Source organism: Parvibaculum sp. (assembly GCF_019635935.1).
GTDB lineage: Bacteria > Pseudomonadota > Alphaproteobacteria > Parvibaculales > Parvibaculaceae > Parvibaculum.
In genome coordinates this window covers 3444848-3470884 of record NZ_JAHBYN010000001.1, presented here as the reverse complement: position 1 = coordinate 3470884, position 26037 = coordinate 3444848, and the positions used below count along the sequence as shown (strand labels likewise).

Here is a 26037-nt window from a genome sequence, read left to right as displayed (position 1 = left end):
ATCTTGTGACGAGTGCTTGACGGCGCGGGGGCATCGTCCCTAGGATTTCACTTCCCCCAAGGGGGCGAGGCAGGCGACAGGCGGTCACCCGAACAGAGCCACGGCTCGGCGACGAAAGCCAAACGGAATCAACCACTTAACGTGGCGGAACCGGGTGGCGCGGCGCAACGGGAAGCCATGTCTGCCGGGCAGATGGGCAAAGTCGAGAAACCGGGGGTCAGATGCGTATCCAGCGTTGCTTCACAGTCGAGGGCCAGTCGCCCTACGAGGGCATCCCCTTCCGCACGACGGCCAGCGAAATCCGAAATCCCGACGGTACGGTGGTCTTCCGGCTGCAGGACATCGCGGTCCCCGCCGAATGGAGCCAGGTCGCCTGCGACGTGCTGGCGCAGAAATATTTCCGCAAGGCGGGTGTCGCCGCCGTCCTGAAAAAGCTGCCCGAGGAGGGCATTCCCGAATTCCTGTGGCGGCATGTGCCCGACGACGAGGCGCTGGCGGCGCTGCGTCCCGAGGACCGCTTCGGACCCGAGATGGATGCGCGCCAGGTGTTCGACCGGCTGGCCGGCGCCTGGGCCTATTGGGGCTGGAAAGGCGGCTATTTCGACCGCGAGGAAGATGCGCGCGCCTTTTACGACGAGCTGCGCTTCATGCTGGCGGCGCAGATCGCGGCGCCCAATTCCCCGCAATGGTTCAACACCGGGCTGCACTGGGCCTATGGCATCGACGGGCCGGCGCAAGGGCACTGGCGCACCGACCCCGCAACGGGTGTCACGGCGCGCACGGAGAGCGCCTATGAGTTTCCGCAGCCCCATGCCTGCTTCATCCAGAGCGTCGCCGACGATCTCGTCAACGAGAACGGCATCATGGACCTCTGGGTGCGCGAGGCGCGGCTCTTCAAATACGGCTCGGGCACCGGCTCCAACTTCTCGGACCTGCGCGGCGAGGACGAAAAACTCTCGGGCGGCGGCAAGTCGTCCGGCCTGATGAGCTTCCTGAAGATCGGCGACCGGGCGGCCGGCGCGATCAAATCCGGCGGCACGACGCGGCGCGCCGCCAAAATGGTTATCGTCGATGTCGACCATCCCGACATCGAGCAGTTCATCGACTGGAAGGTGACGGAAGAGCAGAAGGTGGCGGCGCTCGTCACCGGCTCGAAAGTCAACCGCAAGCATCTGAACGCGATCATGCGCGCCTGCGTCAATTGCGAGGGCGACGGCGAGGATTGTTTCGATCCGAAGAAGAACATGGCGCTGAAGCGCGAGATCGTTGCGGCGCGCCGCGCCCATGTGCCCGAAAACTATGTGCAGCGCGTGATCCAGTTCGCGAAGCAGGGCTATGACGAAATCGACTTCCGGATTTACGACACCGACTGGGATTCGGAAGCCTATCTCACCGTTTCGGGCCAGAATTCCAACAACACGGTGCGCGTGACCGATGATTTCCTGCGCGCGGTCGAGGACGACACCGAATGGACGCTGACGAGCCGCCTCAACGGCGCGGCCACGAAGGTGCTGCCGGCCCGCGAATTGTGGGAGAAGATCGGCCATGCCGCCTGGGCGAGCGCCGATCCCGGCATCCAGTTCCACACCACGATCAACGACTGGCACACCTGCCCCGCGAGCGGCGACATCCGCGCCAGCAATCCGTGCTCGGAATATATGTTCCTCGACGACACGGCCTGCAACCTCGCCTCGCTGAACCTGATGCAGTTCCGCGAGGCCGATGGCCGCTTCGATGTCGAGGCCTTCGAACATGCGGTCAAGCTCTGGACCATCGTGCTCGAAATCTCGGTGCTGATGGCGCAGTTCCCGAGCCGCGAAATCGCCGAACGCTCCTTCCGCTTCCGCACGCTCGGCCTCGGCTTCGCCAATATCGGCGGACTGTTGATGTCCTGCGGCATTTCTTACGATTCCGACGAAGCGCGTGCGCTGACCGGCGCGATTTCGGCCGTGATGACCGGCGTTTCCTATGCGACCTCGGCGCAGATGGCCAAGGAGCTCGGGCCGTTCGCGGGCTATGCGGAAAACGCCGAGCACATGCTGCGCGTGATGCGCAATCACGCCCGCGCCGCGCATGGGCTGACATCGGCCTATGAAGGCCTCAACGTAACGCCGGTGCCGCTCGATGCGGCCAACTGCCCGCAGGCCGATCTCGTCGATCATGCGCGCGCCGCCTGGGATCTCGCCGTTTCGATGGGCGAGCGCAACGGCTATCGCAACGCGCAGGCGACCGTCATCGCGCCGACCGGCACGATCGGCCTTGTGATGGATTGCGACACGACCGGCATCGAGCCCGATTTCGCGCTGGTGAAATTCAAGAAGCTTGCCGGCGGCGGCTATTTCAAGATCATCAACCGCGCCGTGCCGCAGGCCTTGCGCACGCTCGGCTATGACGATGCGGCAATCGCCGCCATTGTCGATTACGCGGTCGGCCGCGGCACGCTGGCCGATGCGCCCGGCGTCAACCACGAGCGGCTGCGCGCCCGTGGCTTTACGGATGAGAAGATCGAGGCCATCGAGGCGGCGCTCGCCACCGCCTACGACATCCGTTTCGTCTTCAACAAATGGCAGATCGGCGAAGACTTCTGCACCGGGGTGCTCGGCCTCGACGCGGAAGAAACCGACAATCTCGATTTCGACATGCTGGGGGCGCTCGGCTTCACCAAAGCCGAGATCGACGCCGCCAACATCCATGTCTGCGGGACGATGACGCTCGAAGGCGCGCCGGGCCTGAAGCCCGAGCACCTCGCCGTGTTCGACTGCGCCAACCCTTGCGGGCGCACCGGCACGCGGGCGCTGTCGGTCGAGAGCCATATCCGCATGATGGCCGCCGCCCAGCCTTTCATCTCGGGCGCGATCTCGAAGACCATCAACATGCCGAATGCGGCCAGCGTCGAGGACTGCAAGGCGAGCTACATGCTGTCCTGGAAACTGGCGCTGAAGGCCAATGCGCTGTACCGCGACGGCTCGAAACTGTCGCAACCGCTGAGCGCGCAACTGATCGAGGACGAGGACGACGAGGCGGAGGAAAGCGCCGTCGAAACGCTGGTGGCGCAGCCGCCGCAGGAGCGCGCCCGCTTCGTCGCCGAGCGCGGCGTCGCGCAGCTTGTCGAGCAGGTGAAGGCGGCCGAGCAGCGGCGCGACAAGCTGCCCGACCGGCGCAAGGGCTACACGCAGAAGGCGCTGGTCGGCGGCCACAAGGTTTACCTGCGCACCGGCGAATATGACGACGGCAAGATCGGCGAAATCTTCATCGACATGCACAAGGAGGGCGCCGCCTTCCGCAGCCTCATGAACAACTTCGCCATCGCGATTTCGCTCGGGCTGCAATATGGCGTGCCACTGGAGGAATATGTCGAGGCGTTCACGTTCACGCGCTTCGAGCCGGCGGGCCTCGTGCAAGGCAACGACCGGATCAAGAACGCGACCTCGATCCTCGATTATGTGTTCCGCGAACTCGCCGTCTCCTATCTCGGCCGTTCCGATCTCGGCCATGTCGATCCGAAGGAAATGGCCTTCGACGCGATGGGCGACGGCGCCGACGAAGGCAAGGCGCCGGTCCCGGCGTCCGCCGTCGTCAGCCCCGGCTACACGCGCAATGCGCAGATGGGGAACCTCTATCTGGTGCGCGGCGGCGCCGCGGCGGTTGCGCGTGCCGATGTGGCCGAAGCCGTTGCCGCACCCGCGATGCGCGAGCAGACGGTGAAAGCCGAAGTCATGGCCGCTGGCGCATTGATGCGCGCAGGGAACGGCGAGAGCTTTGCCGCCGTCGCCGCCGGTTCGCTCAGCGTTTCGGCATCGTCGGGCGGCGGAAGCAGCGGCATCTCCCGCGCGGCCGAAGCGCGCATGAAAGGCTATGAAGGCGAAGCCTGCGGCGAATGCGGCAACTTCACGATGGTACGGAACGGAACGTGTTTGAAGTGCGATACCTGCGGCGGGACGAGCGGGTGTAGTTAGGGAAAAATAGCTTCTCGATGGATAACGAAGATCAATCCGAAGCCTTCGACGATGAGGGCCCAATCACAACGTATGTTCGTCTTGGTTGGGACTCTGCTTGGAAATCGGTTGCAGAAGGCAAGCCTGCGGACGGACATATACTTTCTGTCGAAAATTTTTTGTCTCGACATCGCGCTCAACCTCAGCAGGGTGATACAGGTGTGTCCGCAGACCTAGACTTTGCAGAGAGTCTGAATCGATTCCATGCGGCACAATACTGGCACCATCTGAAACACCTTGAACACCGCGCAAGTCAGTTTCAACGATATAGCGTTGAGATTTCAGCGCACAATCAGGCTTTAAATTTACATCTGTTTAGATCGTTAACGTTAGCTCATGGCGCAGCCATCGTTGCTACGCTTGCCTATCTAGGCAACACGTCCGACCCCGGGTGTTTCCCATGGATTTTATTCCTTTGTGGCGTCGGATTTTTGTTTTCTCTACTGGCCGCACGACTTTCGTTGCATGCGGGTTACAAAGCACTTCAGATTGTAGCGCCACTTACATTTCCCCTGACGCCCGAAAGTGAAACAGAGAAGAAATCTCAAGACTTAATCGATTTCGGTCGCTCAACACTCAGGTATGAATGGCCGATTTGGGTTTCGGTTGGCCTTCTAATCGGCGCTCTGACTCTTGGGACGCTATTCCTCCTCGGCGACCGTGCATCACTTTCACTCTGTTCGCTCGCATTTCGATGACGCTTACACATGACGGTTTTGGGTTATTGAGTATGTCACTCCGATTGCCGTTGTCGCTTATGCGAACAGCAACGGGTCGAGCCCGGCAAAGACAAGGTGGAAGTACGAAGGACAGAAAGCCCCCCGAAAATAAACTTATCCCCACCCTCTGAACCGCCCCCATATTAGGTTCATCTCGCTCCACCGAAGGGCGCGTCCGGACTGGCCAGATGCGTGGGGAGGGAAAGCTGCAGTCCTGCGGATCGTGGGCACCAGACCACTTCCCCGGGAGGTCGACATTGCGGGAGCCGGGCACTACGACCCGGGGCAGCCGCCGCCGAATAAAAGGCGTAGCGGTTGCTTTGAAAGAGACTCCTATGGTCCAGAAATCGCAGCGCGCGGGGCGGAGAACGAGACCGCCCTTACATGTGCCACATGTCACATGCGAGATACATGTGCGGTTCGAGTTCCAGGTGCCCCGCGCATCCTTCACTTTTGTTGCGTGCCGAAACGCCGGAAGCCTCGCTTCGCGGCGCTCTCGGCGCGCGGCTTACACCGCGTCCTCAAGCGTCCGCGTCGCCAGCACCCGCGCCGCGACGTCCCAGGCGCCGAATTGCCCGATGCGCTCGGCGCCGGAGACTTCCCTGCGGCCCTGCTCGGCCAGTTTCGAGGAGAAGTGCCAGGTGTTGCCGCCGGGATTGGCTTCGAGCGCGTAGAGCCTGCCGGTCGTCCGCTCACGGATAATGTCGAGCCCTTGCAGCGGCACATCGGGCATGGCGGCGGCGGCGCGGCGGGCGAAGGCAAGCACTTCCGGTTCGGCGTCGAGCATGCAACTGAAATGCGGATCGACATTGGAGGCGACCGGGCCTTCCAGCAGTTTCTCGTCGGGCGCGTCGAGCGGCGGGCGCGGATGCCAGGCGCGATAGCGCATCGCATGGATCGGCGCGCCAAAGAGCGTCAGCACGCGGTAGCTTTCGGGATAGTCGCCGGTGTCGATGAATTGCTGCACCAGCAGCGGCGCGGCGCGGGCCGCATGGCCTTCCGGGAAAACGCGGAGGCCGAGTTCGGCGACGCGTTCGGTGCGCATCAGGAACACCGCATCGCCGTTCGACATGGCGCGGATCGCGGTCGGCTTCAGGATAACGTGCCGGCCCCAACGCTCCGGCCGAAGCTTGCACCCAAGCGTGTAGACCGCCGTCGCCGGCACCGCGACGCCCGCCTCGGCGAAGCGGCGCATCTGTTCGAATTTCGGCATATGCGCGCCATGCAGAAAACGCCCGCGCAAGGGGCGGAAGCGGCCCGGCGGCATCATCGAGACGGCGAGCACGGGCTTCTCCCAAAGCGCCGCCGGGAGCGCCGCCGCATCGGCATCGGCATGGACCAGATGCACTGCAATTTCGGGCGCCAGCGCGGTCATCCGCGCCGCGATTTCGTTGAAGTCCTTCGGCGCCTGCGCCAGCGGCCGGTTGACGAGGATCAGATTGTGGGTCGCCGCCGCCACCGTTCCGGGCCTCCGGCCGCCGTTTCGGGACGTCATGATAGACGCCGCAACGCCCGCCAAAGCCCGCTTTTCGTCCGCAATGGAGGCGTCGGCCGCCCCGCGCTTTCATGTCGCATTCCGGTCAAGATTGGCGGGTAGACAATCGGCCTCCGGTTTCCTCCAACCCTTGCGAGAGACCCGAATGAACAAGCTCAGAACTTTCCTCGGCGCGCTGGTGCTGACCGCCTTCGCGGCCGCACCGGCCCATGCCGCCGATGTCTATGAAACGCTGAAGGCCGATCCGCAATTTTCGCTGCTGACGCGGATGATCGAGGCCAACGACCTGAAGTTCCGTTACACGCAAGGCACGATCACCGTGTTCGCGCCGACCGACGCGGCACTGGCCGCGCAACCCGGCGGTGTCGACGACATGCTGTCGGGCGAAAATCCGAGCGTGAAGGAAAATGCCCGCGCGCTGCTGCTCTATCAGATCGTCACCGGCCGCCACACGCCCGAGACGCTGCGGGGCCAAGTGACGGAAGCGACGACGCTGCAACGCGGCAAGGTCCGCATCGACGGCACGCGCGATCCGATCCGCTACGGCGGCGAATTCGGCGCCAATGTCGCGGGCGCGGCGATCACGGCCTCGAACGGCAACATCGTGCCGATCGACGCGCTGCCGATCCCGGTCTTCGACGAGACGACGCCGCCGCCGCTCTAGGCTTTCGCATCAGACGTTGAAGTCGCCGGCAAGCTGTTCCTTGATCTCGCGCGGCGTCAGTTCGGTGTAGTCCTTGGCGCGCTCGCCAATCAGGCGTGCTTTCGTTTCAGGCGCGAGCGCGCCGCGCAGGTCGCCCAGCATTTCGGGCGGCGCAACCACGATCAGCTTGTCGAAGGCGCTTTCGCGCGTCTTTTCGAGCAGCGTGTCGGCGACCATGCGGGCGAAGTCGCGCTTTGCCTGACGGTGCGGATCGGTCGGCGGCTCGTAGGCCGAGCGGCGCGCGCCGACGCTTTCATGGACGCGGCCGGGGCGCTCGGTGCCCTGTTCGCGGGTCGGCGGGTTGGGGACGATCATGTCGGGCAGCGCGGGCGCCGGGTCTTCGTTGCGCTTTTCGCTGGCGAGAAAGCGGGCTTTTTGCCCGTCGGCGACGAGAATCCAGATCCGTGCGGGACGCATGGCCTCCTCCTTTGCAGGTGGACGGCCATCCTAGCAGCAGAAAATGCCGCGCGTCACCGCGACGGAAGCGCTCAGGCGCCCTTCTTTTCGAGGGGCGGCACGACGCGGATGTGCAGTTCCTTCAACTGCTTCGGCTCGACTTCCGACGGCGCCTGCATCAGCAGGTCCTGCGCCTGCTGGTTCATCGGGAACATCGTCACCTCGCGCAGGTTCTCGACGCCGGCCAGCAGCATCACCATGCGGTCGATGCCGGGCGCGAGACCGCCATGCGGCGGCGCGCCATATTTGAAGGCATTCAACATGCCGCCGAATTTCGTTTCGACCACCGATTTGTCGTAACCCGCGATGCCGAAGGCCTTGTACATGACATCCGGCTTGTGATTGCGGATCGCGCCGGAGGAAAGCTCGACGCCGTTGCAGACGATGTCGTACTGGAAAGCCGTGATACCGAGAATTTCCTCGGCATCGCCCTCGCCCAGCGCCAGGAACTGGTCGAGCGGATAGTTCGGCATCGAGAACGGATTGTGCGAGAAATCGATCTTCTTCTCGTCCTCGTTCCATTCGAACATCGGGAAGTCGACGATCCAGCAGAACTTGAAGACGCCTTCTTCGACAAGGCCGAGCTCGGTGCCGATGCGGGTGCGCGCGGCACCGGCAAAGCTCGTGAATTTCGCAGGCTGGCCCGCAACGAAGAACACCGCATCGCCGGCCTTCAGGCCAAGCTGCGTGCGGATCGCTTCGGTGCGTTCCGGGCCGATGTTTTTCGCAACCGGCCCCGCGCCTTCCAGCGCGCCCGCTTCCTCGCGGAAGAAGATGTAGCCGAGGCCCGGCTGGCCTTCGCCTTGCGCCCATGAATTCATGCGGTCGCAGAAAGCGCGGTTGCCGCCACCCGGCGCCGGGATCGCCCAGACCTCGACCTTCGGGTCTTTCTCGATCAGTCCGGCAAAGACCTTGAAGCCCGAGCCGCGGAAATGATCGGTCACACCCTGCATCTCGATCGGATTGCGCAGGTCCGGCTTGTCGGAACCGTATTTGCGCATCGCGTCCGCATAGGGAATGCGCACGAAGGGATAGGGCGAAACCTTGCGGCCGTTCGCAAACTTTTCGAACAATCCGTGCAGTACCGGCTCGATGGCCGAGAACACGTCGTCCTGCTCGACGAAGCTCATCTCGACATCAAGCTGGTAGAACTCGCCGGGCGAGCGGTCGGCGCGGGCGTCCTCGTCGCGGAAGCAGGGCGCGATCTGGAAATAGCGGTCGAAGCCCGCCACCATGATGAGCTGCTTGAACTGCTGCGGCGCCTGCGGCAGCGCATAGAACTTGCCCGGATGCATGCGCGAGGGCACCAGAAAGTCGCGCGCGCCTTCCGGCGACGATGCGGTCAGGATCGGCGTCTGGAACTCGTTGAAGCCCGCTTCCGTCATGCGGCGGCGAATGTCGGCGATGATTTTCGAGCGCAGCAGGATGTTCGTGTGCAGCGTCTCGCGCCTGAGATCGAGAAAGCGATAGGTCAGGCGAATGTCTTCCGGATAGTCCGGCTCGCCGAAGACCGGCAGCGGCAGGTCCTGCGCCTCCGACAGCACCTCCATCGAAGCGACCGCAACCTCGATATCCCCGGTCGGAAGGTTCGAGTTTACAGTTTCGCCGGTGCGGGCGACGACCGCCCCCTCGACCATGATGACGAATTCGGAACGGACCTTCTCGGCCAGCCCGAAGGCCGCCGCCCGGTCGGGATCGAAGACAAGCTGGGTCAGCCCGTCATTGTCGCGCAGATCGATGAACAGCAGCCCGCCATGGTCGCGCTTGCGGTGGACCCAGCCCGAGAGACGGACGGTCTCGCCGACATGCGATTTGCGAAGCTCGCCACAGCGGTGGCTGCGAAAACGGGTCATGGTGTAACGCCTTGAGATTCCTGCACGAATCGACCGGATGTATAAGATCTGCTATCCGGTCGGAGGCGAAAAGCGCATGGATGGGCGGGGCTTGTCAAGGGCGGGGCCAGGGGCACAGGCCCCGCGACAGACCCGCAGAGATCGGTTATAGAGCGGCGCATGGAAATCATTACGACGAACGAGGCCCTGAGGGCTGTTTGCGGCCGGCTCTCCAAGGCGGGCTATGTCACGGTCGATACCGAATTCATGCGGGATTCGACCTTCTGGCCGATCCTCTGCCTGATCCAGCTTGCCGGGCCGGAAGACGAGGTCATTATCGACCCGCTGGCCCCCGATATCGACCTTGCGCCCTTCTACGACCTGATGCGCAACCGGCAGGTCGTGAAGGTCTTTCACGCGGCGCGGCAGGACATCGAAATATTCGCCCATGAGGGCGGCACCATCCCCGATCCGCTGTTCGACACGCAGGTCGCGGCGATGGTTTGCGGCTTTGGCGACTCGGTCGGCTACGAGACGCTGGTCAAGCGGCTGGCCGGCGGCGAGGTCGACAAGTCGTCGCGCTTCACAGACTGGTCGCGCCGGCCGTTGAGCGAGAAGCAGCTCAACTACGCGATCAAGGACGTCACTTATCTCCGCACCATCTACGAAGTCCTGGCCAAGCGCCTGACGCAGACGAAGCGCGCACATTGGGTGGCCGAGGAAATGTCGGTGCTGCAGGACCCCGAGACCTATGCGATGCGGCCGGAGAATGCCTGGAAGCGCGTCAAGGGCCGCTTCCGCGGTACGCGTGGCCTTGCGGTGCTGGTCGAGGTGTCGGCATGGCGCGAACGGCAGGCGCAAGAGCGCGACATGCCGCGCTCGCGCATCATGAAAGACGACGCGCTGGCCGAGATCGCGACGCAGATTCCGCGCGCGCTGTCCGATCTCGACGGGCTTCGCGCCGTTCCGAAGGGCTTTTCCAACAGCCGCTCCGCCGCAAGCCTGATGGAGGCCATCGAACGCGGCCTCGCCATGAAGGAAGAGGACATTCCGGTGGTCGACGGGCCGGAGCCCCTGCCGCCGGGCATCGGACCGCTGGTCGAACTCCTCAAGGTGCTGCTGAAGATCAAATGCGAAGAGCACGACGTGGCGCAGAAGCTCGTCGCCAATGTCGCCGATCTCGAACTGATCGCCGCCCATGCCGAAGCCGATGTGCCGGCGCTGAAGGGCTGGCGCCGCGAACTCTTCGGCGAAGATGCGCTGAAGCTCAAGCGCGGCGAACTGGCTATCGGCGTCAAGGGCAAGCGCATCGTCCTGATCGAGACCGGCAAGCGCTGACGCGCTATCTGCCGATGCGGATGTCGCCCTTTCGGCCGATCGCGCGGGCCAGCGCGCCGAGGCGCTTGGCGACGATTTCGCCGATCAACGGTTCGTGGCGTTTCGGGACGACAAGCGTCAGCGTGTTCTTTCCGGCTTCGAGTTTCGTCTTCGGCAACATGCCCATGGTGGCGCCCGACAGCGTGAAGGCGAGCCGCAGCGCCAACCCGAGCACCAGCGCGCGCTCATGGTCGCGTTCGCCGATCAGGCCGGCGATGTTGCCGAACATCTGGGGTTCGCCCTTGCCCTCGTGACGGTGGTAGCCGACGCGGGCAAGGAACAGGCGGCCCGCATGGTCGACGCCCGAGAAGGGCGCGAGCAGAATTTGCATCATCGCGTGATGAGCGCGGTAGTCGGGATGCACATACCAGCCGATGTCGGCAAGGATGCACCCGGCGCGGCGCAGGCGCGCTTCCGCTTCCGTTTCGCCGAGAACGCCGTCGCCGAAAAGCGGCGCCGTCCATTTGAAGAACTCGCTGCCATGCTGCGGGAAACGCGCAAGGCGTCCCGCAAGGTCGCGGCAGCCTGCGATCAATGGGTCTTTCGCCTGCTCCTTCTTGTTGAGGCGGTCGAACAGGATGCCCTCGCGCAAACCGTAAGCCGAGATCACCACTTCCTTCGCCTTCATGGCGGCGATCACCTTGTCGAGCACCAGCGCGCCGAAGGGCAAGGCCTCGACGCGGCGCTCCGACACATCGGGAATCTGAGCGAGCGATTTCGGCCCGAGCTTCTCGATCAGACGGGCGATGTCGGCGGCGTCGCGCGCCGGGATCGTGTACTGGTGGAGCACATGGATCGGGTAGTCGCGATGCGCCATGTGAATGCGGGCAAGATTTCGCCAGACGCCGCCGACCGCGTAGAAGCGGTTGCCCTGTATGTTCCTGAGCCAGTCATGCTCGCCGAGCGCCCGGTCGACCACGGCTTCGGCTTCGGCAAGACTGCCATGGGCGAGGTCCATCAGGCGCAGGGGGCCGATGGGCAGCGTGGCGCCGGGGCCGGGCTTGCCGCCGGCAACCGGCACCAGTTCGAGGCTGCCGCCGCCGAGATCGCCGACCAGTCCTTCGGCCTCGGGAATGCCCGACAGGACGCCCTGCGCCGACAGGCGCGCCTCATCGGCGCCGGAGAGCAGGTCGATCGGGAAACCGCATATCTTTTCGGCACGGGCGAGAAATTCCGGCCCATCCTCCGCGTCGCGCACGGCGGCCGTCGCGGCCGCGACGAGGGTCGGTACGCCGATCTGTTCGCGCAACGCCATGAAGCGGCGCAGCGCATCGAGCGCACGCTCGATGCCCTTGGGGTCGAGCCGTCCGGTCGAACCGAGCGCCCGGCCGAGACCGGCCATCACCTTCTCGTTGAAAACGAGCACCGGATTGCGCTCGGCGCCCGCATAGACGACGAGGCGCACCGAATTGGAACCGATGTCGACAATGCCGAACCGGCCGCCGGGTTTTCCGCGGCTCAATGCATGACCTCCGCCGTTTGACGCCGGAAGTTAGCGCTCAGCCGTCTTGATGTCGAATTTTGGCGGCAGGTTCTTCTTGAGGGATGTGCCACGCCCGGAAAGGCTCGCATTGTTCATGAAGTAGGCATGGGCGTTGAAAGGCTCCTCGCCCGGCCGCACGGCGATTCGCGCGTAGCGGCCGTCCGGACCCAATGCGTAACTCTGCTGGTTGTCCTTGAGGTTGGCAACCATGATCTGGTCCATGACCTGATCGTGGACGGTGGGGTTGAGGATCGGCACCAGCACCTCGACACGGCGGTCGAGATTGCGCGGCATCCAGTCGGCGGATGCGATGTAGACCTTGGCCTTGTCGTTGGGCAAACCGTAGCCGTTGCCGAAACAGACGATCCGCGAATGTTCGAGGAAGCGTCCGATGATGCTTTTGACGCGGATGTTTTCCGACAGGCCCGGAACGCCGGGACGCAGGCAGCAAATGCCGCGCACCACCAGTTCGATTTTGACGCCGGCCTGACTTGCCTTGTAGAGCGTGTCGATGATCTGCGGGTCGACCAGCGAATTGAGCTTGGCCCAGATGGCGGCCGGTCGGCCGGCGCGGGCATGTTCCATTTCGGCTTCGATGTCGGCCAGCAGCCGCGTGCGCATGCCGATCGGCGAGATCGACAGAAGCTGGAGCTCCTTCGGCTCGGCATAGCCGGTGATGTAGTTGAAGACCTGTGCCGCGTCGTGAGCGAGACGCGGATCGCAGGTGAACATCGAGCAGTCGGTATAGATCTTGGCTGTGACCGGGTGGTAGTTGCCGGTGCCGAAATGCACATAGGAGCGCAACGCCCCACCCTCGCGGCGCGCCACCAGCGAGATCTTGGCGTGGGTCTTCAATTCGATGAATCCGAACACGACCTGCACGCCGGCGCGTTCCAGATTGCGCGCCCAGACGATGTTGGCCGCCTCGTCGAAACGCGCCTTCAGCTCGACCAGCGCCGTCACCGACTTGCCGGCCTCGGCCGCCTCGATCAGCGCCTGCACGATGGGGCTGTCCTTCGAGGTGCGATAGAGCGTCTGCTTGATCGCCACCACGTCGGGGTCGGCAGCAGCCTGGCGGATGAACTGCACCACGACGTCGAACGACTCGTAAGGATGGTGGACGATGATGTCCTTGGAACGAATCGCGGCGAAGCAATCGCCGCCGTGATCGCGGATGCGTTCCGGGAAGCGTGCATTGTAGGGCGTGAATTTGAGGTCGGGGCGGTCGTCGACGATCAACTGGCTCGTCTGCGCAAGTCCGAGCAGGCCGTCCACCGTCACCAGTTCGCGCTCGGTAACGCCGAGTTCGCTGACCACCAGGTTGCGCAGCGAGGGCGGCGTGCGCGCTTCGATCTTCAGGCGAATGACGCTGCCGCGGCGGCGGCGCTTCAGCGCGCTCTCGAAAAAGCGCACCAGGTCTTCGGCTTCTTCCTCGATTTCGATGTCGCTGTCGCGCAGCAGGCGAAACGCCCCCTGCCCGATCACCGTGTAACCGGGAAACAACCGGTCGAGAAAAAGGCCGATCATGTTTTCGAGGCTGATGAAACGGATCGAGTTATCCCCGTCCGACGCCGGCAGCCGTATAAAGCGTTCGACCTGTGTCGGCACGGGCAGCATCGCGTCCATCAGCTTGCCGTCGCCGACACGGCGCAACTGCATGGCAAGCGCGAAACCGAGATTGGGAATGAAAGGAAAAGGATGAGCCGGATCGATGGCGAGCGGCGTCAGGACCGGGAAGACCTGTTCCAGAAAGCGGGTTTCGAGCCAGGAAAATTCTTCCGACGTCACTTCGTCGGGTTCGATGACGGCGATGCCGACTTCGCGCAATTCGCGGCGCAAGCCGTCCCATTGCTTCTGCTGCTCGCGCATCAGCTCGTTGGCCATATCGTTGACGCGATCGAGCTGCTGGGCCGGCGTGCAGCCGTCCTGGCTCAGCGTCTCGACGCCCGCGCTGACCTGGCCGCGCAGGCCGGCGACGCGGACCATGAAGAATTCGTCGAGGTTCGATGCCGAGATCGAGAGAAAGCGGAGCCGTTCCAGAAGCGGGTGGTTGGTGTTCTGCGCTTCCTCGAGCACGCGCATGTTGAAGGCCAGCCAGGAAAGCTCGCGGTTGATGAAGCGCGCCGGATCGTCCATGCCGATCGCCGGCACGGCGGCGGACGCGGGCATCTCAACTGCGGCCTCGGCATTGGGCGGCGTGGTCATCGGGCGGCTTTCATGGTCGGAGGCGTTAAGCCGTTGCTATCGCTCAAGATTATGACAAACCTATGACGGATTCGTTGCAGGCGCCTGTCAATCGGCCTTTGAAAGCGCCCGCCATACCGCCCGGCCGGTCTCGTCCATCAGGCTCCGGCGCTGACGCGCCGGAACGGACAGTTCCAGAATACGCTGAAACGAGCCGTGGATCAGCCCCGCCATCACCTCGAAGGGCAGATCGGCGACCGCGCCGGCCTTCACCCAGGCCCGCAGCACAGCCTCGGAGCGGCGGTCGAGCTCCTCGCGCAGTGCCAGGCTTTCGGCGTCATAAACATGGCCGATCGGATTGCGCTCATTGTAGAGCGCCATGTCGCGGTGTTTTTCGGCAAAGGCGCAGAGCCGCTGCCAATAGAGGCGGAACTGCGTTTCCGGCGGCTCGCCTTCCGGCCAGATGTCGAGCGTCGCCGCCGCCCAGGCGCGCTTGCAGCGGCGGAAAACGGCATTGCCCAGCGCCTCCTTGCTCGGGAAGCGCTGGTAGAGCGTGCCCAGCCCCACACCTGCGCGCGCCGCGACTTCCGGCACCGCAACGCTTGCATAGCCCTCGGCCGCGAAGAGCTCGATGGCGGCGGCGAGGATACGTTCCTCGGGGTCGGGGCGCGGCGGCTTCGACGGGGCTCTTTTCAGCATGTGACTCACAAACGGGGTTGACAGCACGGCGAACCGCAATAATGATCATTATTACAGTAATGATCATTACTGGCAAATCGAGGGGGAGGAACCGAGATGGGCGCCACGCTGCCAAAGCTCGTCGTTGCCGGACTTGTCGTCCTTCACGCCGGCCTTCTGGTCTGGGCCCTGATGGGCTTTGCCGAGTGGTTTCGCCTCGATGTGCCCTGGCCGCCTGTTGCCAATCCGCTGTTTCCGCATGGCGTCCTCCTCGCCCACTGGACATCCGTGCTGCTGACGGCCTCGCTCTTTCTCGGCGGCCTTGCGCTGCGCTGGCCGGCAACGCCCACGGCGACTGCCTGCGGCTATGCGGCGATGGCGACCGTCTGCCTGATCGAAACCACCACCTATCTCGTCCACGACGCGCGCTGGCTGGCAATGGGACTCGAATATGCGGCCTATATCGGCATAGGCTTGTTCCTGTTTCGCTCGGCCTGGGCGCAGGCACATTTCGGCAGCACGGGAGGGCTTGCCGGATAATCCTTGTACGAATTAAATACGGGAAAACGAAACAAAGGGAGGAGACAAAATGAAAACCGGCATGGCGATGATCTTCCAGAACCCGGATGGATGCGGCCGCGACGACCGCGAGGTCTATACCAATGAGCTGGCGCTCGGCGCGATGGCCGAGCCGCTCGGCTTCCAGTCGCTGTGGAGCGTCGAACATCACTTCACCGACTACACGATGTGCCCGAACGTGACGCAGTTCCTGTCCTATTTCGCGGGCCGAACCAAGGATATCGAGCTCGGCTCGGCCGTCATCGTGTTGCCCTGGCACGACCCGATGCGCGTCGCGGAAGAAGTGGCGATGCTCGATCATATGTCGAATGGCCGCATGATCCTCGGCATCGGACGCGGGCTCGGGCGCATCGAGTTCGAGGGCTACCGCCTCGACATGAACAAGAGCCGCGGCGCCTTCGTCGAATACGCGCAGATGTTGCTCGAAGGACTGGAGCGAGGCTATTGCGAGATGGACGGCGAGCACATCAAGCAGCCGCGCCGCGACATCCGCCCGCGCCCGTTCAAATCGTTCCGCGGACGCTCCTATGCGGCGGCTGTCAGCCCCGAATCCGTCGAGATCATGGCGAAGCTCGGCGTCGGCATTCTTGTGATCCCGCAAAAGCCGTGGGAAGAACTGATCCCCGAACTCGACAGCTACCGCGCTAAATATCTGCAATATACCGGCACCGAGGCGCCGCCGACGCTGCAATTCGGCTGGACCTATTGCCACGAGGACGAACAGGCCGCCTATGAAGGTGCGGTCAAATATATCGGCGCCTATTACGACTCGGTGCTGAAGCACTACGAGTTGCGCGCCGACCACATGAAGAACCTCAAGGGCTATGAGTACTACGCCAAGATGCAGCAGGGCATTCGCGAAGTCGGCGAGGATGCGGCGGTCAAGTTTTTCCTCGACCTGCAGATCTGGGGCACGCCCGAGCAGTGCTACCAGAAGATCGCGGAAACCTCGGCGCGGATTCACTCCGATCACTTCACCGGTGTTTTCTCCTATTCGGGGATGCCGTGGGACGATGCCGAACGCAACATGCGGCTCTTCGCGCGCGAGGTGATGCCGGAACTGCAGAAGCTTCCGCCGGTCAAACAGCGCATCAAGGCGGCGGCCGAATAAGGCCCGAGGGAAACGCATCATGGGACGGGTTGCAGGCAAGGTCGCCATCGTCACGGGTGGCGCATCGGGCATCGGCGAGGCTTGCGCGAAAGTGCTGGCGCGCGAGGGTGCGTCGGTCGTCGTCAGCGACATCGACAGGGAAGGCGGCGCGCGCGTCGTAAAGGAAATCGGGGATGCGGGCGGCAAGGCCCGCTTCCTCGAACACGACGTCGCCTCGGAAGCGCGATGGGCGGAAGTGGTGGCCGCCGCCGTCGCCGCCTTCGGCGGGCTTCAAGTTCTCGTCAACAATGCCGGTATCGGCGTCGGCGGCTTGTGCGAAAGTTTCTCGCTGGAAGATTGGCGGCGGCAGACGGCGATCAATCTCGACGGTGTGTTTCTCGGCACCAAGCATGCGATCCCGGCGATGCGCGCGTCGGGCGGCGGCTCCATCGTCATCATGTCGTCGGGCGCCGGGCTCACCGGCGCGCCGGGCATGTCGGGCTATTGCGCAACCAAGGGCGCGGTGCGCCTGTTTGCAAAGGCCGTGGCGCTCGAAATGGCGCAGCTCGGCGACAATATCCGCGTCAACTCGGTGCATCCGGGCGTCATCGACACGCCGATCTGGACCAAGGTGACACCCGAAACACGCGCCGTTTTCGGCGGTGCGGCGCAGGGCAACGCCGTCGATCCGGCAGTGCTCGCCGCGGCGATGGCGCCGCTCGGAAAGGCCGGCATGCCGGAGGACATTGCGATGGGCGTGCTTTTTCTCGCGTCCGACGAATCCCGCTACATGACCGGCGCCGAACTCGTCATCGATGGCGGCGCGACGGCGGGATGATCAGAGCTCCATTTCCCCCTGCCCCGCCAGGACTTCGGCGGCGAGCGGCACCGTAATCGGGCGCTTGCCCGAAAGCGAGGCGCGGTCGATTGCCGCCACCACGTCGTGGGCGGCGGCAACGGAGCGTTCGATGCGCGCGGCAAGATAAGGGATCAGCGATTCGGGCACACGAAGCTGGCGGTCGTCGAACAGTTTGACCAGTACGCCGGCGAGCAGCGCGTCGTCGGGCGCGCCCAGCGCGGCATGCGGCAGCGCCTTCAGGCGCGAAGCAAGATCGGGAAGCCGGATGGCGAGCCGGCCCGGCGCGTCGCGCGCCGTCAGCAGCAGGAAGGCCCCTTCCTGTGCCGTCAGATTGAGCAGATGAAAAAGTGCACGTTCGGCCGCGTCGGACAGCACGCCGAGATCCTCGACGATCAGCGCGCGCGCCGCGACCAGCGCCGGAACATCGGCGCCCTCAAGCGCCGCCGCCTCGATCCGCCGCGCCTTCGCCTTTTCGCGCCAGACCTCGGCCAGATGCGTTTTGCCGCTGCCGGCAGGGCCCGACAGGATCGCAGCCGGGCCGCTCCATGCCGGCCATGAATCGATCAGCGCGACCGCCGCTCCGTTCGACGGCGCGACCAGAAAATCCTCGCGGCCGAAAGCCGGACGATGGCCAAGTTCGAATACGAGTTGCCGCGCCATTCAGCTATCCGGTCCGCCCGACCCCAAATAGAGCTGGCTCGCCCTGTAGCGCGCAATGCCAAAGCGCGTCAGCACACCAAGCGCCGCGGCAACGGGCAATGCCAGCAATGCACCGACGAATCCGAACAAGGCGGCGAAAGCGAAAATCGCGAACATCACCCATACCGGATGCAGGCCGACGCGGTCCCCTACCAGCTTCGGCGAGAGGAAATTTCCTTCGATGAACTGACCGATGGCAAACACGCCCACCACCAGGCCGATCGACACATAGTCGGGCCAGAACTGGAACAGCGCCAGCGCCACGCCAACGACGAAGCCGACAATCGTGCCGAGATAGGGGATGAAGCTGATGATGCCGGCGATGATGCCGACCGCGAGCCCGAAACGGAGCCCGACCAGCGACAGTCCGACCGCATAGATCACGCCGAGCACCAGACAGACAATCACCTGCCCGCGAACGAAGCCCGCGAGCACCGTGTTGATGTCGCGTGCAAGCTGGCGGATGGTCTCGGCGTGATCGCGCGGCAGCAGCGCATCGATGCGTTCCACCATGCGGTCCCAATCGAGCAACAGATAGAAAGCCACCACCGGCGTCACGACAATGAGTGAGATCAGACCGACGAATTGCAAGCCTTGCGAGCCCAGCGACGGCAATAGATCGACCAGCCACTTCACCGAATTGCCGACACTGTCGGTAATCGCCTTTTCGACATCGGGCGCGCGCGCGCCGAGCAATTGCGCCAGCCTCCCGTCGCCCATTTCAAGCATGAACAACTGACCGCGCTGGATCAGGTCCGGCATGATTTCAAGCAACGCCATCGACTGATTGTAGAGGACGGGCAGCAGCAGGATCATCGACACAACGGTCAGCGCCAGGAACGTCACCGTGATCAGCGTCGTCGCCAGCAGCCGCGACAGGCCGAGGCGCTCCAGCCGGTCGGCCAGCGGATCGAGAAGATAGGCGATGGCCATGCCGGCGACGAAGGGCAGGAGAATGCTCTTCAGCAGCCACAGCGAAAGCACAAAGACGCCGATGACGAGCGCCCAGATTGCGAACTGCCGCTGTATGGTCATGCGAGATCCGTGGCTCAGGGGCCGACGCTGAGACGCCAGACGGGCGCCGCCGCTGCAATCGGCGAATAGACGTCGGGATCGGCTTGTGTCGATGTGGCACCGGCAAGCCGCACATTGCGCTGCGAGAGCGACAGCGACAGCATTTCGGCGCTGCCCTTGTAGGATATGCGCAGCTCGGCGCCGTTCGACGAAATGCCCAGCACTTCGAGGCCCTGCACCAGCGGCGCGGTCGTCAGACTGTTGCGAATGCGTTCCCACTCCTCAAGACTGGCGAAGCTCGCCGAGGCGGTCAGGGTGTGAAGCGATGTGTCGCGGACGATGATCTGCCGCTTCCATTGCAGCGCCATCGCATCGAGCATCGTGCGCGCCGCATTGCGCATCAGTTCCGCCTCGTCGGCGCCACTGAAGCTCTGCCGGATGGGCGCGGAAGCCGCGGCGCCGCGTGTGGTGAGCGTCACGTCGAGCCTGCCGCCGCTCAGCACCGCCTCCGCCACGACGACATCGGCAGCGCCATAATTGGCCGCCATCTCGCTGAGTGCGGCTTGTGTGTTTTCGTCGCTCGAAAGCGCAACGTCGGGCGTAACCGAATTTATCTCGGCGATGTCGCCCAACGGCAGGACCAGCGGCGTCATCGCATTGACGAGGTCGAGCGAGGCCCAGGCGCCGCGCCACGGATTGTCGTCGTCCCAGAGAATGCGGCGGTCGTCGCGGCGCAGCACCGGCAGCAGCACGGCGGGCCGGGCCTGCGTTTCGCCAAAAGGTATGTTCGCGCCGCGGAGCATCCGCCGCACGGCTTCGGGCTGAAAGCTGACGATCATTTCGGCGATATAGCGCGTGGCGCTGGTCCGCTCGTTGGCGACCTGGAAGCCGCGCACCGCGCCCTGCGCCGTCGCCTCGTCAACCTCGGGCAGCGCGCCCCAATCCTCAGGCAGGGTCAGTTTTTTCATCACCTCGGCGAGCGCGAGACGCTGGCCCTCGGCCTGCGCGGCGGCACGGGCCGCCGTGGCCGTGTCGGCGGTGCGGTCGACGGCGATGCCGCGCACCGTGAAGATGTCATTGGCAAGCGCAGGTGCGGCAATGCTGGCGAGAATCGCAAGGGCGAGGCCCGGCGCGCGCAAAACTCCGATAGCAGAAATCATCGATAGGCCCTTGATCCGTCACGATATTCGGCGGCGGTGGCGCGCGCCTCGCCGGACACTATATCACCGCCGGGAGCGCGCGAAGGCGGGGCACCGGGATTTTTAGCCTTTCTCTTGCGCCGGAGGACGATTTCGGGTGATTTGTGCGCTCTTTCTCCCATTTGAGTCCCGGAAACCGCAGCGATGGCCCCCACCCCCCCGAAGGACCGCCCCAACCGCTACACCTATGCGGAGGCGGGCGTGGACATCGACGCGGGCAATGAGCTGGTGCGCGCCATCGGGCCGCTGGCGGCCTCGACCCGGCGCACCGGCTCCGACGCGGCGCTGGGGGGCTTCGGCGGGCTCTTCGACCTTGCGGCCTGCGGCTTCAAGGATCCGGTGCTGGTCGCCGCGAATGACGGCGTCGGCACCAAGCTCCGTGTCGCCATCGACGCCAACATCCACGACACGGTCGGCATCGATCTCGTTGCCATGTCGGTCAATGATCTTGTGGTGCAAGGGGCCGAGCCGCTGTTCTTCCTCGACTACTACGCCACCGGCAAGCTGCATGTCGATGTGGCGCGCGAGGTGATCGCCGGCATCGCCGAAGGTTGCCGGCAGGCGGGCTGCGCGCTGATCGGCGGCGAGACGGCCGAGATGCCGGGTATGTATGCCAAGGACGATTACGACCTCGCGGGTTTCGCGGTCGGCGCGGTCGAACGCGACGGCGTGCTGCCGCGCGGCGATGTCGCCGAGGGCGATGTGCTGCTGGGGCTCGCCTCCTCGGGCTTCCACTCCAACGGTTTTTCGCTGGTGCGCCGGGTCGTCGAGGACAACCGCATCTCTTATTCGGCGCCCTTTCCCGGCGGCGGCGGCGCCAGCATCGGCGAAGTGCTGCTGACGCCAACGCGCATCTATGTGAAGAGCGTCTTGAAGGCGATCCGCGAAACCGGCGCGATCAAGGCGCTGGCGCATATCACCGGCGGCGGCTTTGTCGAAAACATTCCGCGCGTTCTGCCGGACGGGCTTGCCGCCGAAATCGACGGCACATCATGGGCGATGCCGCCGGTATTCCGCTGGCTGATGGACCTTGGCGGCATCGACGACACCGAAATGGGCCGCACCTTCAATTGCGGCATCGGCATGATCGTCGTCGTACGCGAGGACCAGTCGCTCGAAGTCGCCGATGCGCTCGCGGAAGCGGGCGAAACCGTGATGCGGATCGGCCGTCTGCGCAAGCAGGGCGCGGACGGCGCGCGCGTCGTCGTCAACGGCGCATTGGGCTCGAAGCGGTGAAGATCGGCGTTCTCATTTCAGGGCGGGGATCCAATCTTGCCGCATTGATCGAGGCGTGCGCCGAACCCGGCTTTCGCGGACAGATCGCGCTTGTCATTTCCAATCGTCCCAAGGCGGAAGGGCTTCAGGTTGCCGCCGCCGCCGGCATTCCGACACTCGTCGTCGACCACCAGGACTTCGCCAGCCGCGAGACATTCGACGCCGAGCTCGACCGGGCGTTGCGCGCGGCGGGCGTCGAGCTGATCTGCAACGCAGGCTTCATGCGCATTCTCTCCGACGGTTTTGTCGAGAAATGGCGCGACCGGCAACTCAACATCCACCCGTCGCTGCTACCCGCCTTCAAGGGGCTGCATGTGCATCAGCGCGCGCTCGACGCCGGTGTCCGCATTACCGGTTGCACCGTGCATTTCGTGCGGCCGGAAATGGACGAGGGCCCGATCGTCGCGCAAGCCGCCGTACCTGTGCTGTCCGGCGACACGCCCGAAACGCTTGCCGCGCGCGTGCTCGAAGCCGAGCACAAGCTCTATCCGCTGGCGCTGAAGCTCGTGGTCGAAGGCCGCGCCCGCGTGGTGGGCGAGCAGGTCGCGCTGCTGGAGGCGGACGGAACGGAAGCGGCGCCGCTGTTCGTGCCGGCGATCTGACGGCAACAAAAAACCCCGCCGTTTGAGGGCGGGGTTTTTCAAATTCAGCGACCAATCAAATCAGCCGACGATTTCTTCGTCCTTGAAGAAGTATTTGATTTCCTCGGCCGCCGTTTCCGGGGCGTCGGAGCCGTGGACCGAGTTGGCCTCGATCGACTCGGCGAAATCCTTGCGGATCGTGCCGGCATCGGCATTGGCCGGGTTGGTCGCGCCCATCACTTCGCGGTTCTTCGCGATGGCGTTTTCGCCTTCCAGCACCTGGACGACGACCGGGCCCGAAATCATGAAGGCGACCAGATCGTTGAAGAAGGGCCGCTCCTTGTGGACCGCGTAGAAGCCTTCGGCCTGCGCTTTCGTCATGTGGATGCGCTTCGAGGCGACGACGCGGAGGCCCGCGCTTTCGAAGCGGTCGATGATCTTGCCGGTGAGATTGCGCCGGGTTGCGTCCGGCTTGATGATCGAGAAGGTCCGTTCGAGGGCCATACCGCTGCTTCCTTCGTGGGGTCTGGTGGATTTGGCGCGGGTTATAGCCGGGCCGGGAGACGGCGGCAACCCGGCGGGTGACGGCGGGCTTTCCCGATGCTAAAAGCCCGGCCATCATGTTGCATATCAACGATCTCACATTCCGGATGGAGGGGCGGCTGCTCCTCGAACGGGTCACCGCGGCGCTGCCGCCGGGGACACGGACGGGCTTTGTCGGCCGCAACGGCACCGGCAAATCGACGCTGCTCAGGATCATCACCGGCGAGCTGACGCCCGAATCGGGGTCGATCTCGTGGCCCAAATCCTGGCGTGTCGGCATGGTGACGCAGGAGGCGCCGTCCGGGCCGATCACCCTGCTCGACACGGTGCTTGCCGCCGACAAGGAACGCACCTCGCTGCTCGCCGAGGCGGAGACCGCGACCGACCCGCATCGGATCGCCGACATTCACACGCGGCTTGCCGACATGGGCGCCCATGCGTCGCCGGCCAAGGCGGCGACAATCCTTGCCGGTCTCGGTTTCGACGAGGCGGCGCAGGCGCGGCCCTGCTCGGATTTTTCCGGCGGCTGGCGGATGCGCGTGGCGCTCGCCGCCGTGCTCTTTTCGGAGCCCGACCTGCTGCTGCTCGACGAACCGACCAACTATCTCGATCTCGAAGGCACGATCTGGCTCGAGGACTATCTGCGCTCTTATCCCTACACCGTGCTGATCGTCAGCCATGACCGCGACCTTCTCAACAATGTCGCCGACGGCATTCTGCATCTCGAACACAAGAAGCTCACCTATTACAGCGGCAATTACGATCGCTTCGACCGCACACGGCGCGAACGGCTGATGCTTCAGATGTCGATGAAGAAGAAGCAGGACGACCAGCGCCGCCACATGGAAAGCTTTATCGAGCGCTTCAAGGCGAAAGCCTCCAAGGCCCGTCAGGCGCAGAGCCGCATGAAGGCGCTCGCCAAGATGGAACCGATCGCCGACATCATGAACGAGCGTGTGCTGCCGTTCCATTTTCCGGTGCCGGAAAAGCCGCTCGCCTCGCCGATCATCCGCCTCGAACACGCATCGGTCGGTTATGAGCCGGGCAAGCCGGTGCTGCGCGGGCTCGATCTGCGCATCGACCAGGACGACCGGATTGCGCTGCTCGGCGCCAACGGCAACGGCAAGTCGACCTTCGCCAAGCTGCTTTGCGACCGCTTGCGTGTCGATGCCGGCCACAAATATGCATCGAAGAAGCTTCGTATCGCCTATTTCGCGCAGCACCAGCTCGACGAACTCAACATGGGCGACACGCCTTACGAGCATTTCCGCGAGCTGATGCCGGATGCGACGATCGCACAGGTGCGCGCCCGCGCCGGCTCCTACGGCTTCGGCGCCGACAAGGCGGATACGCGGGTCGAGAAACTGTCGGGCGGCGAGAAGGCGCGTCTGCTCTTTGCCATCGCCACCTTCCACAAGCCGCACATGATCATTCTCGACGAACCGACCAACCATCTCGACGTCGACAGCCGCGAGGCCCTCGTGATGGCGATCAACGAGTATGACGGCGCTTTCATTCTGATTTCGCATGACCGGCATCTGGTCGAGACCTGCGCCGACCGGTTGTGGCTTGTCGCGGACGGTACGGTTGCGCCCTATGACGGCGATCTCGACGATTATCGGAAGTGGTTGCTCGACCCGGCGCGGCGCGTACGGCCGCTCGTGGCCGAGGACAATGCCGGTGCCGATGCGCCGCCGCCCGCCCCTCGTCCGTCCAACGACAAGCGCGAAGCGCGCCGCCTCGCCGCGCAAAAGCGCGAACAGATGGCGCCGCTCAAGAAAAAGGCACAAGCCGCCGAACAGGAGATTGCGCGCATCCAGAAGATCATCGATGCGCTGGACGCCAGACTTACCGACCCGGCCGTTACAGCCGATCCGGCGGCGGTGAGCGCGGCGTCAAAGGATCGCGCCGAAGCATTGAGAGCGCGGGCACGGGCCGAAGAGCTGTGGCTCGAAGCGAGCACGAGTTACGAAGAGGCGATGGCGGCAGCCGACTAGCGGCCGAGCGCGAGCGCCTTGCCTTGGGCGCCCTTTCCGGGCTTCAGACCGAGCAACGCCATGACGGTCGGATGGACGTCGACAATGTCGATGCGGCCGAACCGCTTGCCTTTCGCGACGCCTGAACCCCAGGCATAGAAGATGCCGTGCATCTGCGTCACTGTGGCGGGATCGTAGCCATGTGCCGCGCGTTGCACGCTCACGGGTGGCGTGAAAATTTCCGGCCACACGGTCGTGACGCCGAGCATATGGGCGTAGTCGGGAAATACTTCCGGTCCCTCGATCCAGTGCGGCGCTTTTGCAACCAGCAAGAGGTCGCCTGTGCGCGGCCCCGTGCCGAGCTTCGCAAAAGCCGGATGCGATCCCCTGCGGTAAACGTCGAAGGCAGAGCCGTATCCCTTCAAGACCCGCTCGACACGGGCAGCATCCTCGTTCTTGTTGAGGTAAATATAGGCGCTTGCCCCGGCTGCGGCGACCCTGCCCTTGATTTCGTGCTTGTTCATGATGCGGGCAATGTTGATCAGCGGCCCGACATCCATCATGCCGTGATCGGTGCCGACGATGAGCGTCGCCTCGCGTTCGCGCGGCAATGCACGGATTGCTTTCATCAGCTTACCGACGATTGCGTCGCTCCGGCGTACGACTGTCAGCGTATTGGCGGATAGTGTGCCCGTCCGATGTGCCGTGCCGTCGGGTCCCGTGAAATAGAGCGCGATCAATCGCGGGCGATCGGCGCCTTTCATCGACAGAAGTTCGATCGCCCGTTCGACAACCTGATCGTCGGTCATGTGCGGTCTCGGCCAGTTCGCATGCGTTGCAAGCTTGCCTCTGGTGCCCGAGCCGCGACCGGCGATCTGCAAGGCCGCCGCCACAACGCCTTGCCGCTCCGCCGCCTCCCACATGGTTTCGCAGCCGGTCCGCCAGTCGGCGTCGTAGCTGTGATCGAAGCGGCCGCGTTTCGGATCGAAAAAGATATTGGAGAGAATGCCGTGGCCCGCGGGCCAGCAGCCGGTGGTGAAACTCACATGATTGGTCAGCGACACGGATGGAAAAACCGGCGCCAGCCGGTGCGACCAGGCGCCCTCGGCCTGCATCCGGTCGAGATTCGGCGTGTCGGTCGACTTCACCATCGCGGGCGCAAAACCGTCGAAAAGCGCAACGACGACCGTTCGATCCGCCGTGCTCGCCGAAGCCGGCCCACCATCAATCGCAACGCAGGCGAGCGCCGCGATCAGCCAGCATTGCGCCTTTCGGAACATTGTATCTCCCCGCCCGGCCG

The 26037-nt window shown here is 64.3% G+C and carries 21 protein-coding genes; 10 read left to right on the top strand and 11 right to left on the bottom strand.

Annotated elements, in window-relative coordinates; all coding sequences use genetic code 11:
• Positions 1 to 221: 221 nt before the first annotated feature.
• Together KF719_RS16970 and KF719_RS16965 are read left to right on the top strand one after the other, a co-directional pair.
• Positions 222 to 3956: a vitamin B12-dependent ribonucleotide reductase gene (locus KF719_RS16970; RefSeq protein WP_293510378.1), complete on the top strand. Its 3735-nt coding sequence runs from the start codon at positions 222 to 224 to the stop codon at positions 3954 to 3956.
• Between the two features lie 17 nt (positions 3957 to 3973).
• On the top strand, positions 3974 to 4693 hold the full coding sequence (locus KF719_RS16965; protein ID WP_293510377.1) for a hypothetical protein: 720 nt from the start codon (positions 3974 to 3976) through the stop codon (positions 4691 to 4693).
• A gap of 529 nt (positions 4694 to 5222) precedes the next feature.
• On the opposite strand, the gene KF719_RS16960 is transcribed toward KF719_RS16965, so the two are convergent.
• The gene (locus KF719_RS16960; RefSeq protein WP_293510376.1) at positions 5223 to 6209 is read right to left on the bottom strand and encodes a hypothetical protein; all 987 of its coding nucleotides are present in this window, start codon (positions 6207 to 6209) and stop codon (positions 5223 to 5225) included.
• A 145-nt stretch (positions 6210 to 6354) separates the two neighbouring features.
• On the opposite strand from KF719_RS16960, the gene KF719_RS16955 reads away from it, so the two are divergent.
• Positions 6355 to 6873 carry a fasciclin domain-containing protein gene (locus KF719_RS16955; protein WP_293510374.1) on the top strand — a complete coding sequence of 173 codons (519 nt, stop codon included), beginning with the start codon at positions 6355 to 6357 and terminating at the stop codon, positions 6871 to 6873.
• A 9-nt stretch (positions 6874 to 6882) separates the two neighbouring features.
• On the opposite strand, the gene KF719_RS16950 is transcribed toward KF719_RS16955, so the two are convergent.
• Both KF719_RS16950 and aspS read right to left on the bottom strand, forming a co-directional pair.
• Positions 6883 to 7329 carry a host attachment protein gene (locus tag KF719_RS16950; RefSeq protein WP_293510372.1) on the bottom strand — a complete coding sequence of 149 codons (447 nt, stop codon included), beginning with the start codon at positions 7327 to 7329 and terminating at the stop codon, positions 6883 to 6885.
• A 71-nt stretch (positions 7330 to 7400) separates the two neighbouring features.
• Positions 7401 to 9221, bottom strand: a complete 1821-nt coding sequence (gene aspS, locus KF719_RS16945) for an aspartate--tRNA ligase (RefSeq protein ID WP_293510370.1) — start codon at positions 9219 to 9221, stop codon at positions 7401 to 7403.
• A gap of 159 nt (positions 9222 to 9380) precedes the next feature.
• Between aspS and rnd the strand changes: the two genes are divergently transcribed.
• Entirely contained in the window at positions 9381 to 10538 is a 1158-nt protein-coding gene (gene rnd / locus KF719_RS16940; RefSeq protein WP_293510368.1) for a ribonuclease D, read from the top strand.
• 4 nt (positions 10539 to 10542) lie between these two features.
• On the opposite strand, the gene ppx is transcribed toward rnd, so the two are convergent.
• From ppx to KF719_RS16925, 3 genes are all read right to left on the bottom strand, one after another.
• On the bottom strand, positions 10543 to 12039 hold the full coding sequence (ppx, locus tag KF719_RS16935) for an exopolyphosphatase (RefSeq protein ID WP_293510367.1): 1497 nt from the start codon (positions 12037 to 12039) through the stop codon (positions 10543 to 10545).
• 30 nt (positions 12040 to 12069) lie between these two features.
• Entirely contained in the window at positions 12070 to 14229 is a 2160-nt protein-coding gene (locus tag KF719_RS16930; protein WP_293510674.1) for an RNA degradosome polyphosphate kinase, read from the bottom strand.
• A 123-nt stretch (positions 14230 to 14352) separates the two neighbouring features.
• Positions 14353 to 14943 (bottom strand): TetR/AcrR family transcriptional regulator, encoded by a 591-nt coding sequence (locus tag KF719_RS16925; protein WP_293510365.1) that lies wholly within the window; start codon positions 14941 to 14943, stop codon positions 14353 to 14355.
• A 96-nt stretch (positions 14944 to 15039) separates the two neighbouring features.
• Between KF719_RS16925 and KF719_RS16920 the strand changes: the two genes are divergently transcribed.
• The 3 genes from KF719_RS16920 to KF719_RS16910 are packed head-to-tail and all read left to right on the top strand — an operon-like array spanning position 15040 to position 17429.
• Positions 15040 to 15462 carry a hypothetical protein gene (locus KF719_RS16920; RefSeq protein WP_293510364.1) on the top strand — a complete coding sequence of 141 codons (423 nt, stop codon included), beginning with the start codon at positions 15040 to 15042 and terminating at the stop codon, positions 15460 to 15462.
• 49 nt (positions 15463 to 15511) lie between these two features.
• Positions 15512 to 16612 (top strand): LLM class flavin-dependent oxidoreductase, encoded by a 1101-nt coding sequence (locus KF719_RS16915; protein ID WP_293510363.1) that lies wholly within the window; start codon positions 15512 to 15514, stop codon positions 16610 to 16612.
• A 16-nt stretch (positions 16613 to 16628) separates the two neighbouring features.
• Positions 16629 to 17429 carry a glucose 1-dehydrogenase gene (locus tag KF719_RS16910; RefSeq protein WP_293510672.1) on the top strand — a complete coding sequence of 267 codons (801 nt, stop codon included), beginning with the start codon at positions 16629 to 16631 and terminating at the stop codon, positions 17427 to 17429.
• Here KF719_RS16910 and KF719_RS16905 read toward each other — a convergent pair whose 3' ends face one another.
• From KF719_RS16905 to KF719_RS16895, 3 genes are read right to left on the bottom strand one after another with little or no spacing between them, the layout of a single operon-like run.
• Positions 17430 to 18110 carry a DnaA/Hda family protein gene (locus KF719_RS16905; RefSeq protein ID WP_293510361.1) on the bottom strand — a complete coding sequence of 227 codons (681 nt, stop codon included), beginning with the start codon at positions 18108 to 18110 and terminating at the stop codon, positions 17430 to 17432.
• Complete coding sequence (locus KF719_RS16900) at positions 18111 to 19184, bottom strand: AI-2E family transporter (protein ID WP_293510359.1); 1074 nt, start codon at positions 19182 to 19184, stop codon at positions 18111 to 18113. It lies immediately after the preceding gene.
• Positions 19185 to 19198: 14 nt separating this feature from the next.
• Positions 19199 to 20323 carry a DUF2066 domain-containing protein gene (locus KF719_RS16895; protein ID WP_293510357.1) on the bottom strand — a complete coding sequence of 375 codons (1125 nt, stop codon included), beginning with the start codon at positions 20321 to 20323 and terminating at the stop codon, positions 19199 to 19201.
• A 183-nt stretch (positions 20324 to 20506) separates the two neighbouring features.
• On the opposite strand from KF719_RS16895, the gene purM reads away from it, so the two are divergent.
• Both purM and purN read left to right on the top strand, forming a co-directional pair.
• Positions 20507 to 21598 (top strand): phosphoribosylformylglycinamidine cyclo-ligase, encoded by a 1092-nt coding sequence (gene purM / locus KF719_RS16890; RefSeq protein ID WP_293510356.1) that lies wholly within the window; start codon positions 20507 to 20509, stop codon positions 21596 to 21598.
• Entirely contained in the window at positions 21595 to 22239 is a 645-nt protein-coding gene (purN, locus tag KF719_RS16885; protein WP_293510354.1) for a phosphoribosylglycinamide formyltransferase, read from the top strand. Before purM ends, purN begins: the two co-directional genes overlap by 4 nt.
• 60 nt (positions 22240 to 22299) lie before the next feature.
• Here purN and ndk read toward each other — a convergent pair whose 3' ends face one another.
• Positions 22300 to 22722, bottom strand: a complete 423-nt coding sequence (gene ndk, locus KF719_RS16880) for a nucleoside-diphosphate kinase (protein ID WP_293510353.1) — start codon at positions 22720 to 22722, stop codon at positions 22300 to 22302.
• Positions 22723 to 22838: 116 nt separating this feature from the next.
• Between ndk and KF719_RS16875 the strand changes: the two genes are divergently transcribed.
• Positions 22839 to 24758, top strand: a complete 1920-nt coding sequence (locus tag KF719_RS16875; RefSeq protein WP_293510351.1) for an ABC-F family ATP-binding cassette domain-containing protein — start codon at positions 22839 to 22841, stop codon at positions 24756 to 24758.
• On the opposite strand, the gene KF719_RS16870 is transcribed toward KF719_RS16875, so the two are convergent.
• Complete coding sequence (locus KF719_RS16870; protein ID WP_293510350.1) at positions 24755 to 26017, bottom strand: ectonucleotide pyrophosphatase/phosphodiesterase; 1263 nt, start codon at positions 26015 to 26017, stop codon at positions 24755 to 24757. The genes KF719_RS16875 and KF719_RS16870 overlap by 4 nt on opposite strands.
• Positions 26018 to 26037: the final 20 nt, after the last annotated feature.